The organism is Marinicella rhabdoformis (assembly GCF_009671245.1).
Taxonomy (GTDB): Bacteria; Pseudomonadota; Gammaproteobacteria; order Xanthomonadales; family Marinicellaceae; genus Marinicella; species Marinicella rhabdoformis.
The window spans coordinates 1,326,344-1,342,512 of the sequence record NZ_VTFS01000001.1; the positions used below are offsets into that span (position 1 = coordinate 1,326,344).

Annotated in this window: 19 protein-coding genes; 5 read left to right on the forward strand and 14 right to left on the reverse strand. The window is 42.6% G+C overall.

Going from position 1 to position 16,169, the window contains the following annotated elements:
- The first annotated feature begins 88 nt into the window (after positions 1-88).
- A complete protein-coding gene (locus FET73_RS05810) occupies positions 89-493 on the forward strand; it encodes a biopolymer transporter ExbD (protein ID WP_154222956.1) in 405 nt (134 codons plus the stop codon).
- A gap of 36 nt (positions 494-529) precedes the next feature.
- Here FET73_RS05810 and FET73_RS05815 read toward each other — a convergent pair whose 3' ends face one another.
- The 8 genes from FET73_RS05815 to FET73_RS05850 all read right to left on the reverse strand — a co-directional run bounded on the left by FET73_RS05815 (position 530) and on the right by FET73_RS05850 (position 7,921).
- On the reverse strand, positions 530-1,003 hold the full coding sequence (locus FET73_RS05815) for a DUF1203 domain-containing protein (protein ID WP_154222957.1): 474 nt from the start codon (positions 1,001-1,003) through the stop codon (positions 530-532).
- A 94-nt stretch (positions 1,004-1,097) separates the two neighbouring features.
- Positions 1,098-1,373 (reverse strand): hypothetical protein, encoded by a 276-nt coding sequence (locus tag FET73_RS05820; protein WP_154222958.1) that lies wholly within the window; start codon positions 1,371-1,373, stop codon positions 1,098-1,100.
- 59 nt (positions 1,374-1,432) lie between these two features.
- Entirely contained in the window at positions 1,433-2,500 is a 1,068-nt protein-coding gene (locus FET73_RS05825) for a flavin-containing monooxygenase (protein WP_154222959.1), read from the reverse strand.
- Between the two features lie 28 nt (positions 2,501-2,528).
- Complete coding sequence (locus tag FET73_RS05830) at positions 2,529-3,110, reverse strand: hypothetical protein (protein ID WP_154222960.1); 582 nt, start codon at positions 3,108-3,110, stop codon at positions 2,529-2,531.
- Positions 3,110-4,366 (reverse strand): multifunctional CCA addition/repair protein, encoded by a 1,257-nt coding sequence (locus FET73_RS05835; protein WP_154222961.1) that lies wholly within the window; start codon positions 4,364-4,366, stop codon positions 3,110-3,112. Before FET73_RS05835 ends, FET73_RS05830 begins: the two co-directional genes overlap by 1 nt.
- Positions 4,363-6,354 carry a transglycosylase SLT domain-containing protein gene (locus FET73_RS05840; protein ID WP_154222962.1) on the reverse strand — a complete coding sequence of 664 codons (1,992 nt, stop codon included), beginning with the start codon at positions 6,352-6,354 and terminating at the stop codon, positions 4,363-4,365. The genes FET73_RS05835 and FET73_RS05840 overlap by 4 nt, the downstream gene beginning before the upstream one ends.
- Positions 6,355-6,372: 18 nt before the next feature.
- Positions 6,373-7,008 carry an HD domain-containing protein gene (locus FET73_RS05845; RefSeq protein WP_154222963.1) on the reverse strand — a complete coding sequence of 212 codons (636 nt, stop codon included), beginning with the start codon at positions 7,006-7,008 and terminating at the stop codon, positions 6,373-6,375.
- A gap of 10 nt (positions 7,009-7,018) precedes the next feature.
- Positions 7,019-7,921: a recombination-associated protein RdgC gene (locus FET73_RS05850; protein WP_179952118.1), complete on the reverse strand. Its 903-nt coding sequence runs from the start codon at positions 7,919-7,921 to the stop codon at positions 7,019-7,021.
- A gap of 570 nt (positions 7,922-8,491) precedes the next feature.
- Here FET73_RS05850 and FET73_RS05855 point away from each other — a divergent pair.
- The 3 genes from FET73_RS05855 (at position 8,492) to FET73_RS05865 (ending at position 9,783) form a co-directional block, all read left to right on the forward strand.
- On the forward strand, positions 8,492-9,115 hold the full coding sequence (locus tag FET73_RS05855) for a BON domain-containing protein (RefSeq protein WP_154222965.1): 624 nt from the start codon (positions 8,492-8,494) through the stop codon (positions 9,113-9,115).
- An 80-nt stretch (positions 9,116-9,195) separates the two neighbouring features.
- Complete coding sequence (locus FET73_RS05860; RefSeq protein WP_154222966.1) at positions 9,196-9,360, forward strand: DUF1328 domain-containing protein; 165 nt, start codon at positions 9,196-9,198, stop codon at positions 9,358-9,360.
- Positions 9,361-9,582: 222 nt separating this feature from the next.
- The gene (locus FET73_RS05865; protein ID WP_154222967.1) at positions 9,583-9,783 is read left to right on the forward strand and encodes a DUF3185 family protein; all 201 of its coding nucleotides are present in this window, start codon (positions 9,583-9,585) and stop codon (positions 9,781-9,783) included.
- Between the two features lie 62 nt (positions 9,784-9,845).
- Here the strand turns inward: FET73_RS05865 and FET73_RS05870 are convergent, their stop codons facing one another.
- Together FET73_RS05870 and FET73_RS05875 are read right to left on the reverse strand one after the other, a co-directional pair.
- Positions 9,846-10,778: a patatin-like phospholipase family protein gene (locus tag FET73_RS05870; RefSeq protein WP_154222968.1), complete on the reverse strand. Its 933-nt coding sequence runs from the start codon at positions 10,776-10,778 to the stop codon at positions 9,846-9,848.
- A 68-nt stretch (positions 10,779-10,846) separates the two neighbouring features.
- Entirely contained in the window at positions 10,847-12,202 is a 1,356-nt protein-coding gene (locus FET73_RS05875; protein ID WP_179952119.1) for a pyridoxal phosphate-dependent decarboxylase family protein, read from the reverse strand.
- A gap of 112 nt (positions 12,203-12,314) precedes the next feature.
- Here FET73_RS05875 and FET73_RS05880 point away from each other — a divergent pair, with 112 nt between their 5' ends.
- Positions 12,315-12,926, forward strand: coding sequence for a hypothetical protein (locus FET73_RS05880; RefSeq protein ID WP_154222970.1), 612 nt, complete (start codon positions 12,315-12,317; stop codon positions 12,924-12,926).
- 79 nt (positions 12,927-13,005) lie between these two features.
- Here the strand turns inward: FET73_RS05880 and FET73_RS05885 are convergent, their stop codons facing one another.
- From FET73_RS05885 to FET73_RS05900, 4 genes are read right to left on the reverse strand one after another with little or no spacing between them, the layout of a single operon-like run.
- Positions 13,006-13,626: a fumarylacetoacetate hydrolase family protein gene (locus FET73_RS05885; protein ID WP_154222971.1), complete on the reverse strand. Its 621-nt coding sequence runs from the start codon at positions 13,624-13,626 to the stop codon at positions 13,006-13,008.
- An 18-nt stretch (positions 13,627-13,644) separates the two neighbouring features.
- On the reverse strand, positions 13,645-14,937 hold the full coding sequence (gene tolB, locus FET73_RS05890) for a Tol-Pal system beta propeller repeat protein TolB (protein WP_154222972.1): 1,293 nt from the start codon (positions 14,935-14,937) through the stop codon (positions 13,645-13,647).
- Between the two features lie 3 nt (positions 14,938-14,940).
- Positions 14,941-15,747, reverse strand: coding sequence for a cell envelope integrity TolA family protein (locus FET73_RS15390; RefSeq protein ID WP_154222973.1), 807 nt, complete (start codon positions 15,745-15,747; stop codon positions 14,941-14,943).
- Between the two features lie 2 nt (positions 15,748-15,749).
- Positions 15,750-16,166: a biopolymer transporter ExbD gene (locus tag FET73_RS05900; RefSeq protein ID WP_154222974.1), complete on the reverse strand. Its 417-nt coding sequence runs from the start codon at positions 16,164-16,166 to the stop codon at positions 15,750-15,752.
- Between the last annotated feature and the right edge of the window lie 3 nt (positions 16,167-16,169).

Sequence of the window (16,169 nt, forward strand, 5' to 3'; positions counted from 1 at the left end):
GAAGCTTATAAAGTGTAACTCTCAAGGCAGCTGAACCTTGGGTTATCTACCGTTGTCAGAAACTTAACATCAACTATGAGTTCCTACTGTGAAAAGCAGGCAGTTCAACAAAGAAGAGACAAAAATTAACACCACTCCCATGTTGGATGTTGTTTTTATCGTATTGATTTTCTTTATCGTTTCTACGTGGGCAAAAACAGAAACGGGGGTCGACACCTCAAGGCCTTCATGCCCACCTGTTCGTTATGTTAAAAAAGGTCATATTCTTGTAAAAGTCAAAGCCAGTGGTGCAGTTTTAATCAATCAACAATCAACCAGACTTTCACAACTACTCAACCATGTAAAGGCTTTACGTTCCGAATACCCTGTCGCCAATGCAATCATCATAGCCGATCATCATTCGCAGACTGGTGATTTACTTAAAGTCATGGACCACCTCAAAACTGCAGGTGTGGAAAACATTTCAATTGCTGCAGATAAGGACAAAGAATAAACACAGTGTAAGCCGAGTCTAAACAGGCCTTAGTTGTTAAGCCCGATACACACTACAATTAAAACAACCGGGACCGGCATTGTGGATATGGATGTATTCAATTTGACTGTTGTGAAACATGCTTTCAATGGCGCCTTCTAATGACGAACCTTCCAACGTTTCAGCATCTATCATCATTTTTTTTGTATTGTAAGCCCTGACTGAAAGTAAACGGTGACGCAACATGGTAGGCACTTCATTGACATTCAAATTGGCTGTAATAGCCTGTGCTCGAACAAAAATTGGTCCGGTGGCCCGATAGGGCGAATTCACATCATGGTGACAAAAAGACAAAGCCAGTACCCACTCTCCGAGCTTGGCATCAGTTAGTGAAACTCGACATGGATAGCCAGGGTTGACATCAACGGTAAGCCACTGGGCACCCAATGTTTTTAATTCATTGTCAGATTTGCTTAAATACTCAGAAAATATTTCTTGGTTCAATGCCTTGATTATAAATTTGACTGTCATGGCCTTATCCTGCTTAGGTTAAAACAGTGATTTTATAAGCTTTGGTTTTTGATACTCGCCAGATTCGGGTGTGACGTTTTTCTGAACTTTTATTTTAACTAAAGATTGAACCAATGGCCTCGAAAAAACCTGCCACCAGGTCAATGAGGCCACCAAAGAAGGCTTCAAAAAATCCTGTTACTATTTCCAAAACACCTTCACCAGACAATACACTGGGTACCGCCAAACTGAGCACTGCAGAAGTTATCAAGGTGCTGGCATACAAGTTAAAGCCCGCGTTCAAAACATAAATCAACGACCCCAACAACACAAATGAAGCCACCGAAAACAGTAACCTCATCAAAACTGGCTTGTCTTTTCTTTTACTCAACTCACTCTCCTTTTTATTTCATAAGTGGCATGATTTAACCTTGACCTTATGTTTACCTGCTATTCAAACTGGGCTTTGATGTGCGCCACCACATAAGCTGCATCAGCACCGACGCCGGTTAATGTGGCCGAGCCTCGTGTCCATTGCCAAGCTTTACCAATACAATACAAGCCCTTGATTTCTGTGCTGACGCCCCGCTCTTCTTTCAGTTCGCCACGCTCATCCAAAGCACCTTGCACTTTCAACCAATCATAATTGTTGTGGTAGCCCATTGACCATATAACATTACTGACGGGTATTTTTTCACCATCAGCAAATAAAGCCGTTTCATCAGCAGTGTCTGACAACCTGCCTTTGATGCGAATGCCTAATTTTTTCAATTGATTCAGTTTTAGATTCCTACCTGGAAAAGGCCCTTTGCTTTGCGCATATTTTCCGAGCCATGAATCTTTTTTCATCCTGAGCAAGCCCAGTTTATCCAACCACCAAAAAAAGTCACGGCCTAAAATTTGCTGTGGTTTGACTGCACGCTTGCTGCCAGTGGCCAATGTGACTGGGTGTGTTTTAACGATTTCACGCGCCAATTGCCTACCTGTTGATCCATCTCCGACAATCAAAACAGGACCTTCCGATAACTGGCCCGGTCTTTGGTAATTGGTCGGTGTGAATTGTTTCACTGTATCTGAAAGCTTTTTGGCACAAGGTAAGACATTCGGTACTTCAAAGCCGCCCGAAGCACAAATTACAGCTGCACTTGATACCGTTTGAGTTGTTCCATTTGAATCCCTATATTGAGTGTTGAATTGGTCATCTACTTTCCGAACCTCAACCACTTCAGCGCTCAAAGCGACTGGCAGTTCAAAATGTTGCGCATACTTTTCCAAATAATCAGCCTGCTCTTCCTTGTCTGGATAGCCTGTTTGATCACCCTCCAGTAACAAGCCCGGCAAGTGACTGTAACGACGCGAAGCAAACAACACCAAGGAATCATAACGCACGCGCCAATTGTCACCAATGCGTTGGTGTTTTTCAACGACCAGACAGCTGAGACCCGCTTGTTTTATATGGTAAGCCGCCGCCAATCCTGCTTGACCGCCACCGACAATAATGGCGTCTAATTTATTCATTATTAATCCTTTTGGTTGTGGTTTATTCTTACCATTTTCTTTTGTTTTTTCTGTGCGGAACCAAAACCTTACCCGTATAAATTTCGATGCTTTTCTTGATTTCTTTGCCTTTCATGTCGTTACTGACTGAAAACAGTGTTATGCATTCATTGGAGTTGAGTTTTAAATAAACGGTGTGAACATTGATATGCCAGCCATTGATGTTATGAAAATCAATGTGTTTTTCACCTAAAAACTTATACTGTTTGTCTTTGATACATACAGTTTCTCTGATGTTGTCAAAAATAACAAAACCTTGCGTCCAGTTATATAACAACATCAATAGATAAGCAGTGGTTGCGACAAAGAATTTCCAACTTAAAAAAAACTCACTTGGCGCATGACGTTCCATACTGATGATACTGACAAGTATGAATACACTAAAAAACAAAGTGAAAAATACAGTAATAAACACTTTTTCTGACAGACAACCCAACAGTATTTTAAGTTTGCCATCTTTGGTGTGAACCACCCTTATTGGTTCATGCTTGAGTAAATGTGGGTCTTTGGCAGCCAAAGCATCTAACTTATTCCAAAATTTTTGATAAGCCGCTGTTAATTTTTCAAACATCAAATGGACTCAATCAGCACTTGTTTTTCCGCTTTAATCGCAGCAATGCGGGCTTGGCGGATGGCTGATCCCAGTTGCTCACCGCTTTGTCCGCGTTCTTGTGCTTGGGCCACAATGGCTTTGTGGTCAATGCTTGTTGCCGCTTGGAACAATGCCCTGCCGTAATCGGCTTGTGGATAGGTTTTGAATTCATCACCCCAACGGCCAGTGGCATCGGCTTGACAGGCGAGGACAAATTTTTCGTGTATTTCTGGCTGTCTGTAAGCATCCAAAGCTTTGAACAGTTTGTCTATGGTGGTGGCTTTGAGTTCCATGATGGTGTGCGATTGCAAATGCCAACGGCACACTTTCTCGGCCAAGTTTTGATAATCCCTCGGTACTTTTAACCTTTGGCAAACGTCCTTGACCAAGGGTACGCCGGCGGCTTCATGACCTCGGTGGCTAGGCAGCACATCTTCAGGTGTAATACCTTTGCCCAAGTCATGCACCATGACTGCAAAAGCCACGTCATTGGGCATGTCTTTGGCTTGATCGATGGCCAACATGGCATGAATCCCAGTATCAATTTCAGGATGCCACTGCTTGGTTTGTGGCACACCCCACAGGCAATCTATTTCGGGTATCAATATTTTCAAAGCACCGCATTCACGCAAACATGTAAAAAATGCCGATGGCGTGGCCGTGTTTAAACTGTTTTTGATTTCTTGCCAAACACGTTCAGATACCAGTGCCTCAATTTCTCCGGCTTCAACCAATTGTCGCATCAAATCCATGGTTTCTGGATGCACTTTGAAGCCCAAATGCTGATAACGCGCCAAAAATTTAGCCACACGCAAAACGCGTAAAGGATCTTCAGCGAAAGCCGGAGACACGTGTCTAAGCACCTTGTCTTCTATGTCTTGTAAGCCACCATAAGGGTCTATGATGTCGCCATTTTCATCTTCGGCCATCGCATTGATGGTCAAATCCCGGCGCATTAAATCATCTTCTAAAGTAACACTGACATCGGTGTTGAACTTAAACCCTTGGTAGCCTTTGGCGGTTTTCCGTTCTGTTCTGGCCAGGGCATATTCATCTTTTGTTTCAGGGTGTAAAAACACAGGAAAATCATTACCCACCGGTAAAAAACCTTGTGCTGCCATTTGCTCAGCAGTCGCGCCAACAACCACATAATCTCGGTCTTTCACTGGAAACCCCAACAATCGATCTCGAACAGCGCCACCCACCAAATAATGTTTGATTTCTATAGCCTTCATGGCGAACAAGCCCTGATGGGAGCACGTTTGGTCGCTACACTGGCCGCTGGCCAAGGCAGAATGGGTTTGTTATCCACGGGCATACTCGGCATCCAATGACTGATGCGTTTGGGTTGTTGGTTCATCAGCCAATCATAAATCGTCACATTGGATAATATTTTGGCCACGTAATCTCGGGTTTCTCGATACGGAATGGTCTCTAACCACATGTCAGGAGATGATGGAAAACCAACAGACCAATCATCAGATTTGCGCTCGCCAGCATTGTAAGCGGCGGCGGCCAACATCGGGTGATCAAAGCGTTTGAACAAATTCTTTTGGTAATGAACGCCTAAGCGAATGTTATGTTCAGCTTGGTGTAACTGTTTGCTGTCTGTGTATTTTAAGCCCAATTGTTGGCTTAATCTTTTCGCCGTTGGTGGTATCAATTGCATCAATCCATGGGCGTCGGCATGTGATACCGCATCTTTAGCCCAAGCGCTTTCTTGCTTGATGATGGCCATCACCCACTGGGGTAACACTGGGCTGTTTTTACTGAATTTTTCAATCGTTTTTTGGTGTGCAATCGGGTAGCGCAAACTGTAATTATTCCACTGCCCCATGTCGGCCATGATGGCGATACTCTTGGCGTACCAACCTTCCGATATAACACGATCACTCAAGGCTTGTTTATCTGCTCGACTTAAACCCTTGTAAGCCACATTCCATTCGCTGCGCGCCATCCACAACATGCCCAAGTGATGTAGCTCAATCGCTCTCTCTATACCATCTGAAGCTTTGTAGCTATTGTTGGGTGTGACTGATGATTGATGACACAAGGCATAAGGCAGGCGCAAATGGTCTGCTGCAAGGAAGCCATAATAATTGGTCTTTTTAGAAAGTGCCATAAAATGCTTTTTGGCGCCGCTGGGATCACCATTTTTTGCTTTGGCACGGCCCAACCAATACTGCCAGTTGTCTTTGCTTATCTGAAACAATGACATGTCGTTCAAAGCTGACAGTACTTTCGGCCAGTTTTGTTTGTACAAGTAATACCGAACTATCCATGCTTTGATTTGGTCATCTTTGGCCGCAGCTGGTAATGATTCCATCGCCCCAATTGACCAATTTTCATAGTCTGTGGCAGCAAACAACGCATTCTTGCGTTCAATTTTTTGCTTTTGAGTGACTGAGAACTTATGTGCTTTTTGCAAATCCGCCCACATGGCTTGGAATGTCATCGGTTGCTTCTGTGCCATACGCAAAGCAGCTCGATTTACCAACCAAACAGTCTCAGCATCTGAAGACCAAGAGGTGGCTTGTCGCAACCCATGTTCGGGTGTTTTTAATAATTCGATACCACGGTCAATCCATTGTGGTGGGTTTTTCAGTTCTTTTTTCAGGTAAGACATCAAACTGAAATTACGCTTTTCATACGCCATTTTAATGCGCTTTAACACCAAAGCCTCTGTTTTGTGACCTTCTTTATCCCACCAACCAAAGGCCGCATCACAGGCATCAGGCGCTGATAAACCACTCAACCACATGGCCTCAATCAATGGTGCCAGGTCTGCTGTTTTCTTCGTCCCGACCCGGGCATTCAAATACCAACACTGTTGTTTTCCAGTACCGATGCCGTTGTGGTATTTAAGGTATTTATCCCAAGCTTTTTGTTGCCCCAAGGCATTAATTAAGGCTTGTTTTAAACGCTTGTTCAAGGGGCTTTTAGGGTGCTTGCTTTTAAAGTCAGCTATCGCTTTTTCTGGTAATTTATTGATGTCATGGCGAATCAATGCATAGTCCAAGTAATGACTGAGCGGATAATGTTGAAGTTTTGAGCGGTTTTGATTGACCCTCGCTCGCTCTCCATTCAAGGCAGCATAGTACAATTGACCGAAAAGCTTCCTGTCTTGCAGCCTTTGCCTGTCCTTATTATTATGTGCAGTTGAGTTTGCTAAAGCCCCTGTTAACAACCCCATCAAAGCGAGTGTCGTAATTATTTTTTTCATTTATAAATAGTAGCAGTCCTACACCTCATGTGCTAACTGTTTCAAAAATGTTACCATATAATCATGCCTTTCTTGAGCTTCTGCTTTGGCTGAATCGGTTTGGAAAGAGTCTTTCAAACCCAGTAACTTGGTGTAAAAATGATCAATGATCGATGTTTGGTCATTCGGTGTTCTGCTTTCACAAAAAGGATCATCCGATGCCAACAAAGGATTACCAAAAGATTGGCCCACCAACATCGTCCGCGCGATACCAATGGCGCCCAAAGCGTCCATCCTGTCGGCATCCTGAACTACTTTGGCTTCCAAAGTTTCACATGGGATGTTGGCTGAAAAACTGTGGGCTGCCACCGCATGTGCAACGGCCTCATGGTATTGTTCAGGGTAACCCCATTCTGCCAGCAACTTTTTAGCTTCATCAGCTGCCAGACGAGAGGCTTTTTTCCTTAATGGTGAGTCCTTTGCTACTTGAACACAATCATGTAACCAAGCAGCCGGTAAAATCACAGCCATGTCAGCCTGCTCTGCTTCAGCGAATTGTTTAGCCGCTTTGACCACACGTTTGATGTGGTTGATGTCATGCCCTGCATCAACTGCTTCAATCTGTGCCACATGTGCTGAAAAGACACCTTCCCAATGTGTTAAATCTAAGTCCATCAATTTATACTCAAGAAGCGTCTTTGAATATCTCAAACATCGACTCTATTAACACACGCAGCTCCAAACTGAATAAGGTGAATTTGGTGTCGATGATTTGAAACTCATCTTCCATGCCTGTTTCTTCCATTTGATCCAAAACCAGGTCGGTGAATTTGATTTTTTTTACACCCAAGTCGTGACCCAAGACCAAGTCAATGCGTTCATTGAACACAAGACCCAACGAAGTCACCAAATAACCGTTATCTATGTGTTTTTGCATCTGGTCATCCATGTGTTCGATGTTTCGACCTCGTACCACACCTTTGTTGTCATCTAAAGTTTCTAAAACTATTTCTGTGTCCAGTTCAAAACCTGCTTCAGCTTTGGCATGTGTCACCCAATGGGTCATGACTGTTGCTACTGCTGATGATGGACCAAAGGCCGAAACCTTGAACGAACCCAGCGTTTGACGCAAATGCGTCACCAATTCTTCAGCGGCATTTTGACTGGCCGAATCAACCACCAAAAACCCCAGTTTCAAATCCAAATAGGCGAACGTTTGTTTCGGTTTAACAAACGCTTGTGGCAACATTTCCATGGTCAACTGTTGCTTCATATCAGTTTGTTGTTTGCGTCCAGGCTTGTTGCCTGTTTCGGCTTTGATGCTTTCTATGCGTTGGTTCAACTGGTGATTAACCACAGCTGCCGGCAACACTTTTTCTTCCATGCCCAAACAGAACAACAAAGCGTCACCACTTTGCCAAACAAACATTTCGCTGTCAGGCCCAAATGGCGAAACCCAACCCTTAGACACCATTTCCATCGGTGCACAGGCTTTCAAAGCATCATTCTTTAAAGCTTCATTCAAAGCCTCGGCATCCAGGCCAAACTCTTCATTTAATTGAAATAAACGTGCATTCTTAAACCACATATCCTTATTCGCTCTGTAAAAGTTCAGCATTCTATCAAAGGAGAAGTACAAAAGCTGTTAAGAAATCGGCCTCAAGGCTTAACATTCTTGTGTAATACACCATTCCCAATTAATGATTTCTTTAAACTGTAAGGTGGTTATACAAATAAAACAGATCGATAAGACTCATCCTGATAGTTTTTTAAATTTGAAAATCGAAGCTATTGAGCTTAAACCATGTCCATTATTTAGTTGTGGTGGAGTCAAAATTGTCACGGCTTCTTTCTTGAATCTTTGAAAACATTTCAATAAACACCTATTAATGCGGTTATTTATTCAGAAATCACGTTCTGTTTTTTAAACACGCATCTTTTTTAGATACCAAAATAATGGTTTTGTCAATTTTTATTGAGTTTTTTTAAACCATATTCAGTATTATAAAAAACATAACATATCAATAACATAGGGGTTTTTAAGTGTTGTTGTTAACGAATTATTAACTTAATAATCACGCCTTTTTTATTTTACTGTGCATAATGGGAGGGGTCATGACGAACGACATGACACTTTTTTTAAACTAAAGGAGAATTTATGAAATCGAATACAGTTAAGATGAAAAAAGCCGTTAAATCTACATTACTTGCTGCTTCACTTACTGTTACATCACTGGCTTTTGCTGGTGGAAACAACCAATACTCTACAGATGAAAAACTGAAAGATGCTTGGTTAGATGGTAAAGTTGAAACTGCACTTTTGGTTAACAGGCATTTAAATAACTTCACCATAGATACTGATGTTAAAAACGGAACAGCTTTGCTTTCTGGTACAGTTAACTCAGAAATCGACAGAGAGTTGGCAGAAGAAATTGCCAAAGGAATTGAAGGTGTTAGCTCAGTTGACAATGACATCATTGTTAAAAAAGCCAAAGAGGTGATGGATAAAACCCACATCTCCCACAAACACCAAGACGAAAAAACCAGAACCTTTGGGACTTGGTATGATGATGCAACTACAACGGCATCCGTTAAGTCTAAATTATTGTGGAATGAAGAAACATCAGGTTTAGATGTGAATGTTGATACAGCTTATGGTGTAGTTACCATTAATGGTGTTGTAGAAACTGCCGCTGAGAAAAATTTGATTGAACAAATTGCTGAAAACACTCAGGGTGTACTTGATGTAAACAGCGAAATCGAAATTGACAGCAATTCATAAGCAAATCCATTCATGTTTGTGGCGGGGCTTTCCAGCCCCGCTTTTAATAAATCACATCTAAACAACCGAGGTATTTATATATGTTAAGTTATGCACTTTTATTTTTAGTTATTGCCGTAATTGCAGCCGTTTTTGGCTTTGGTGGCGTCGCTGGTACTGCAGCCAGTATTGCTAAAGTGTTGTTCTTTATCTTTTTGGTGTTACTGGTCTTGTCCTTGTTCGGACACTTCTTTAAAGGCCTGTAGTCACCGGTCCCATTAAATATACAAAGCTTCATACATCGTGAGGTTTTTGACCTAAAACATCAGCTACAATAAATTCGAAAACGAGCTTCTTTTAGGGAGTGAAGCATCTTTGCTTCAAAGTAAACCACCTTAAATTAAACAAATTTTAAGTGGCATTTTTAATAACTAACAAACTGGTTTTGGTTTATTACTGAAACTGTTCAAATTTTTTGGGAGAACATTATGAAAACAAATAAATTAATTGGATTAATTCTGCTTGTCGTTGGCGCCGTGTTGCTTTACTTTGGATTCAATGCAACAGAAGCACCCATGGAAGAACTTTCTGAGGCCGTTACAGGGAAATACAGTGATGAAACCACGTATTACTTAATTGGGGGCGGTATTGCCTTGGTTTTAGGCTTGGTACTTTCTATTAAGAAATAACTTAATCACAGATATCAAAATATAGCATTCAAAAAAACCTCACTCTGTTTGAGGTTTTTTGTTTATAACCCCAACCTAAAAGCAATTTCTTCTTTCATTCGCATGACACTTTGATACCCTTCTTCAATACAGTCTTTGGCTTTATACAACTGCAACAAACCCACATCTTTCAACCTCGGCTGTAACAGCACATCTGGTGGATCACCCACCAAACGACTGCTGGTTAAATGTGATGACATGATATGAATCGAGTTTGAAATTACATCGACGCCTTTTGGTTCCTTGACCGTGCTACCATCGGAGCTCACTAGGTTCAATGCCCTTTGAAAGCCTTCCTTGGTTTTATCCCAAAAATTTGAATCATCATCCAGCGTTTCATTGTGCTCTTCTGGTGACTCATCATCACCTTCTTCAATTACCTCATAACTGTTAATGATGTCCGCATTCAAGTTAACAGCAATCACATGGTCAGCACCCATGGCCCGACACAATGAAACAGGTACCGGATTAACCAAGCCGCCATCCACCAACCACTTTTTATCTTTCATCACACTGGGAAATAGCCCTGGAAATGCCATCGATGACCATAAGGCATCATGCACTGAACCCTCTTGAAGCCATACTTCCTTTCCTGAACTTAAATCCGTCGCCACCGCAGCAAATGACTTATCCAACTCTTTAAAGGCAAGCGACTCTATACCAATCGCGTGCTCGAACAGTTTTTGTAGGTTTTGGGCGTTAATAAACCCAGAGGCATTAAAATTTAAACTGAGGAACTGTCTTATCTTCGACTCAGTCATCGACAATGCCCAATCTTCTAATTTATCCAGTTTACTGGTGGCATAACTGGCGCCCACCAATGAACCGACAGAACAGCCAGCGATTATTTTGGGATAGATTCCCATTTCTTCTAATGCTTTAATCACACCAATATGTGACATACCACGTGCCGATCCGCTACCTAAAGCTATGCCTATTGTTGGTTTATTCTTCATAGCTTAATTATATCCTTTTCAAAACGGCTTAAAACAATATTTGTCATCATTATAAATAAGTCAAAAGTCTATTTAACTAAGTTGTTGATGAGCTCATCAATCACCACCAAGCTGTCATCCACCGCCTTAAAATCTGTTTGCCAATTGCTGATACTGATGCGCATCGCCAAACGGTCTTTCCAGATGGTTTGTCCTGCCCAACAAGTACCTTCTTTTTGTATCGCATCCATGACTTGCAAGTTCAGCTCTTCTGAACCGAAACACACCACCACTTGATTCAGTAACACATCATTCATCACCTCAAAACCAGCTGTTGTGAAATGGTCTGCAAATCGTTTGGCACAAGCACAACAACGATCGATCAATTCTTCGACACCCGACTTTCCCAAGTGGCGAAGCACCGCATATATGTCAATCCCGCGTGCGCGCCGTGACAGTTCTGGTGTGTAATCAGACGGATTACGTGTCGCATTTTCAGACGGTAAATAAGATGCCGTGATGGCCATGGCGGCTTTCAAAGCGTGTTCGTTTTTGACAAAGGCCAAGCCTGAGTCATAAGGCACGTTCAACCACTTGTGTGCATCAGTAGCCCAAGAGTCGGCTTTTTCAATGCCTTCACCTAAATAGCGGTGTTTATCTGAGGCCATCGCCCACAAGCCAAACGCGCCATCCACATGAACCCAAGCATTCTTGCTTTCCACACGTTCACAAATGTCACTAATCGGGTCAAAAGCGCCTGAATTGATGTTGCCGGCTTGACAAATAACAATGGTGTTGTCTTTTACAACAGGAAACTGTGCCATGTCTATGCGCCCCTGATCATCTGTTGGCACTTTGGTTACGCGATTGCGGCCAAAACCCAGCATGGCCAATGATTTATATACCGTGGGATGAGATTCTTCACTGATGATGATATGTACTTCAGGTGCGCCAATCAAACCATCGGCCTCAACATCCCAACCCGCCTTGTTGAACACCTGGTTCCTGGCTGCCGCCAATGCCGTGAAATTCGCCACCGTTGCACCGGTTACAAAAGCCACAGCCGATTGGGCAGGTAAACCCAGCATCTCCAACATCCAACGCCCCGAAATACGTTCCAATGCGGCTACAGCCGGTGTGGTTTTCTCAAGTCCGGTGTTCTGATCCCAAGCCGTGCCCATCCAGTTCGACGCCACACTGACAGGGTAACAGCCACCAATAACAAAACCGAAGAACCGTGGCGAGCCCATTTTCATTGTTGCTGGCGACACCCATTGATCCAGTTCTTGAATCACTTGCGTTGCATCAACGCCTTCGGTTTGTAGCTTAAAATCCAAGTGTTTTAAATCACTGCGTGCTTGATCTGAAACTTGAATGGGTAAATCATTGGACTCTTTGAGGAATGTGGTGGCGTATTGAAACGCTTGTTGGTAAAGCTCAGACATGGCACATGATAAATAAAAACAGTTTATCAAAACCCTAAAGCTCATCAACAAATTAAAACCGTTATTTTCACCTATCTCTTATACAATCTACAATTTAGTTACTGAAATTATCATGTCAATTTATGTAATCTTATTGTTTGCCCTTTCCATTGAAAAACCCGCTGTAACAAACAATTGTGGGATAAACAATCAGTCAATTGATTTAGCACACCAGATAATATCCCACCCGGAACAAAACAGAAAAACATTGAAATGTAGTGCATTACTTTCTGAAATTGCTCAACTCAAAGCCAAGATAATAGCTTCAGACCTCAATCAAAATGACATGACACCAAATGAATTTGTGGTCAAACAAGGATACCGGTTTCCAAACTACTATCCACTTCATGGCAATCAAGTAGAAGCTGTGGCGAAAGGATCTGACCCGTTAAGTTATTTGATAAACAGTGACAAACACAGAGATCATGTACTTGGACTGGGAGATTTCTTTTCACTTCAAACAGAAATTGGTATCGGTTTTTTTAAGGACGAAGACCCGGCCACACCAAATCAATGGGTGGTGCTCATTGCCCAACCTTGGCAAGCTCCAAAAGTTAGATACAAAATGGCACCCCCAAAACCCGTCAATGTCAAAGACGTCTGTCCAAGCGGTTGGGAAAACAGTGCTGATTGGCAATTAAAAAGAAAGTGTGAAAAGTTGGATCAAGAGGCCAATCAAGAATAACTCAATTAAATACGTTTTTTTTATATGACGACTATAATTTTTATAGTGGAACCCAATAGTTTTCGAGAATACTTATGCTCTAAATTACGCTCACTCGCCACTTACACTCTAACAAAACATCATTTTTGTCGGAAACAACTCCGAAAAACAGATCGCCTTCTCTCACCACACCCACGCCTTTTGGCGTGCCCGTCATGATGATGTCACCATCTTCAAGCGTCATGAATGTACTGATTTCTTTAAGCAGCGATTCAGGTTTATTGAGCATCATGTCACAACCTCCACTTTGTCTTAACTCACCATTGATATTGAGTTCTAAGTGCAGGTCAGCTATGTTTCCATCAACTTTCACAAATTCACTGAACACCGCAGCGTGATCAAAAGCTTTGGCCCGTTCCCAAGGCAGACCTTTTGATTTGAGCTTGGATTGAATCAGTCTTTTAGTTAAGTCTAAGCCAAAACCCACGCCCGCTATACGGCCATCTATAATTAAAAAAGACAACTCTGCTTCATAATGAATTTCACCATTTTTGTGGCAATATATCTCATGTGAAACAGATGAATTGGGCTTGAGAAAAATAACGGGTTCAGTCGGTATTTCGTTGCCCAATTCACTGATGTGTTCGGCATAATTTCGACCAACACAAACCACCTTAGATGGCGTGATTAAATTACCATCAAAGGTGATTTTATGACTCATTAAGCACCCGAAAAACCATTATTTCAACAAAGGTGACCAACTGGGTTCACGCACGTGGCCATTGCTGAGCACCAAGTCATTGGTGGTTTGGCCATCGATTGATACCGCTTTGAGCAAGCCTTTACCAGCCGGTGTTTTGGTGGCGTAGAGCACCATAGAACCGTTGGGTGCGAAACTGGGTGATTCGTCTAACACGCCAGTGCTTAATCTTTGTATCGTCGCTGAGGGTCTGTGGTAAAGCGAGATGTTGTATTGGTTGTTGTTACCGTGTACCAGGGCAATGTATTTACCATCTGGTGACAGACTGGCACGTGCATTGTAGGCACCTTCAAAAGTCACGCGACTGGTTTTTCCAGAGGCTATGTCTGTTTGGTAAATTTGCGGTTTACCACCACGGTCAGATGTAAAAAAGATGGAGCGCCCGTCAGGTGACCATTCAGGTTCTGTATCAATCGCCCAATGTTGAGTGATTTGTTTCAACTTTTTATCGAACAAGTTGATGGTATAAATTTCTGGGTTACCCGATTTGGATAAAGTGATGGCCAATTGTTTACCGTCTGGTGAGAATTTGGGAGCGCCATTGATGCCATCAAAGTTGGTCATCATGGTGCGGGCACCTGTGCTGAGGTTTTGAACAAAGATTGAAGAATTGCCTTGTTCAAATGACACATAGGCTATGCGCTGACCGTCATGTGACCATGCAGGAGAGAGTAATGGCTCTTTCGAGGTCACCAACGCTTGTGGTGCATAACCATCGGCATCAGCGACAATCAGTTGGTACTGAAAGCCATCTGCATTTTTCACAGCAGTCACATAAGTTAATTTGGTAGAAAACACGCCAGGAACACCTAATATGGCTTCATATATGCGGTCAGCAATGTAATGCGCCCCTGCCCTTGTTTGGCTGGCATCCAATGGTAAAGTCAGTGCCAGAAGTTGTTTTTGATCTGCTACAGATACCAATCGAAAACGCACTTCGATGCGGCCATTTCCTTGGTGTTTGATGTCGCCATAAGACAAAAAGTCAGCACCTAATAAACGCCATGTGCCGTAATTGATGTCTGAATCGGCATTGACACGGTCAACCAATAAGTCTTGTGACAAGGGTTTGAATTGACCTGAACGTGCCAAATCATTGCTGATGATTTCGCTCATGGTGTGGGGTAATGGTGCACCGTTGTTTTCAAAGGCAGCAACAGCAATCGGTAAAGCACTCGCATTGCCACCATCAATGGTGATGTTCAGCTGTGCTGTGGCTGTTTGAAATAAACCCAAGGCTGCAAAGCCCAAAGTGATGAGTGTTTTTTTCATGGATCAATCTCCTTGATACTGGAAAGTAAAATGTAACCTGCGGTCAAAAACCGTTTCAAATCCACGGTAGGGTAATGGATCGGCTTTTTTAACTGCATTGATAATAGAATTTTTAACCACTGTGCTGGCATTACATGGAGAACCAATCGAAACGTCAATCACGCCGCCACCAGGAATTTGGCTGACTTTAATTCGACAGGTCAAACCTTTCGGTGTGCTCGCGGGCCTGGCCCACTGGCGAGTTACCGCTGACTGTATGCTACCAATGTATTGTGTTAACAAGGTGTTTTCTTGGTTAGTCCCTTGTGTGCTGCCCACTGGCTGTGTGGTTTCAGTTGGTTCATCTGGTTCTTTTTCTGGTTCCGTAGATGATTCAGGCGTTGGTTCAGGCGTGCTGTTTTCTAGCTCCTGACGTTTCCTTCTGATTTCATCTAACTTCTTTTGACGCTCAGTTTTTTCTTGCCTTTTTTTAGGGTCCACTTTGGGTTTGACAACCGGTTTAGGCTCTGGCTTCTTTTCCACAGGTTTAGGCTTTGGCTTGGGTTTCGGTTTCGGTTTTGGCTTGGGTTTTGGCTTGGGTTTTTCCACCTGTTTTTTAACTGGTTTTGGTTTAGGCTTCTTTTCAACTGGTTTCTTGCTTTTCGGCTTATTCTTCATGAAATCTTCTAAATTCATGATTTCAGCATTGATGCTGATGCCTCTGGGTGGTTTAACGGGTTCAGGGTTAACTGACAAAAAGACCACAACCACCAAAACCACATGTAATGCGATGGAGAAAAACAGTCCAATAGCGTGTTCTTTTTGAAACATGATCAGTTTTTTACGGGCTTAGGATCACTGATCAAGCCTACTTTTTTTGCGCCAGCTGCTTGTGCCACTGCCATGGCTTGATATACCTCACCATAATCTACAGCACGATCCGCACCAATCATGATAGGTAAATCTGGATTTACTTTGACAAAAGCGGCCAGTTTTTTGGTTAACGATTGCTCATCAATCAACTCATACTCACCACCGATACTGAGGTATAAATCACCATTTTCTGTCACATTGATGACTGCGGGCTCTGTATCAATGGTCATCGTATTGGCATCAGATTCGGGTAAGTTGACATCCACGCCCAAATTCATCAAGGGTGTGGTAATCATAAAGATAATCAACAAAACCAAAGTCACATCAATGTATGGAACGACGTTAATTTCTGCTTTGACTTTTCTCGGTCGCCTCATGAT

Bases quoted from the DNA above. Each gene is read 5' to 3' on its own strand.
- tolB (WP_154222972.1), bottom strand. From the start codon at position 14,937: ATGAAAAAAACACTCATCACTTTGGGCTTTGCAGCCTTGGGTTTATTT.
- FET73_RS05830 (WP_154222960.1), bottom strand. From the start codon at position 3,110: ATGTTTGAAAAATTAACAGCGGCTTATCAAAAATTTTGGAATAAGTTA.
- FET73_RS05850 (WP_179952118.1), bottom strand. From the start codon at position 7,921: ATGTGGTTTAAGAATGCACGTTTATTTCAATTAAATGAAGAGTTTGGC.
- FET73_RS05840 (WP_154222962.1), bottom strand. From the start codon at position 6,354: ATGAAAAAAATAATTACGACACTCGCTTTGATGGGGTTGTTAACAGGG.
- FET73_RS05825 (WP_154222959.1), bottom strand. From the start codon at position 2,500: ATGAATAAATTAGACGCCATTATTGTCGGTGGCGGTCAAGCAGGATTG.
- FET73_RS05900 (WP_154222974.1), bottom strand. From the start codon at position 16,166: ATGAGGCGACCGAGAAAAGTCAAAGCAGAAATTAACGTCGTTCCATAC.
- FET73_RS05865 (WP_154222967.1), top strand. From the start codon at position 9,583: ATGAAAACAAATAAATTAATTGGATTAATTCTGCTTGTCGTTGGCGCC.
- FET73_RS15390 (WP_154222973.1), bottom strand. From the start codon at position 15,747: ATGTTTCAAAAAGAACACGCTATTGGACTGTTTTTCTCCATCGCATTA.
- FET73_RS05855 (WP_154222965.1), top strand. From the start codon at position 8,492: ATGAAATCGAATACAGTTAAGATGAAAAAAGCCGTTAAATCTACATTA.
- FET73_RS05870 (WP_154222968.1), bottom strand. From the start codon at position 10,778: ATGAAGAATAAACCAACAATAGGCATAGCTTTAGGTAGCGGATCGGCA.
- FET73_RS05875 (WP_179952119.1), bottom strand. From the start codon at position 12,202: ATGTCTGAGCTTTACCAACAAGCGTTTCAATACGCCACCACATTCCTC.
- FET73_RS05860 (WP_154222966.1), top strand. From the start codon at position 9,196: ATGTTAAGTTATGCACTTTTATTTTTAGTTATTGCCGTAATTGCAGCC.
- FET73_RS05845 (WP_154222963.1), bottom strand. From the start codon at position 7,008: ATGGACTTAGATTTAACACATTGGGAAGGTGTCTTTTCAGCACATGTG.
- FET73_RS05885 (WP_154222971.1), bottom strand. From the start codon at position 13,626: ATGAGTCATAAAATCACCTTTGATGGTAATTTAATCACGCCATCTAAG.
- FET73_RS05815 (WP_154222957.1), bottom strand. From the start codon at position 1,003: ATGACAGTCAAATTTATAATCAAGGCATTGAACCAAGAAATATTTTCT.
- FET73_RS05835 (WP_154222961.1), bottom strand. From the start codon at position 4,366: ATGAAGGCTATAGAAATCAAACATTATTTGGTGGGTGGCGCTGTTCGA.
- FET73_RS05880 (WP_154222970.1), top strand. From the start codon at position 12,315: ATGTCAATTTATGTAATCTTATTGTTTGCCCTTTCCATTGAAAAACCC.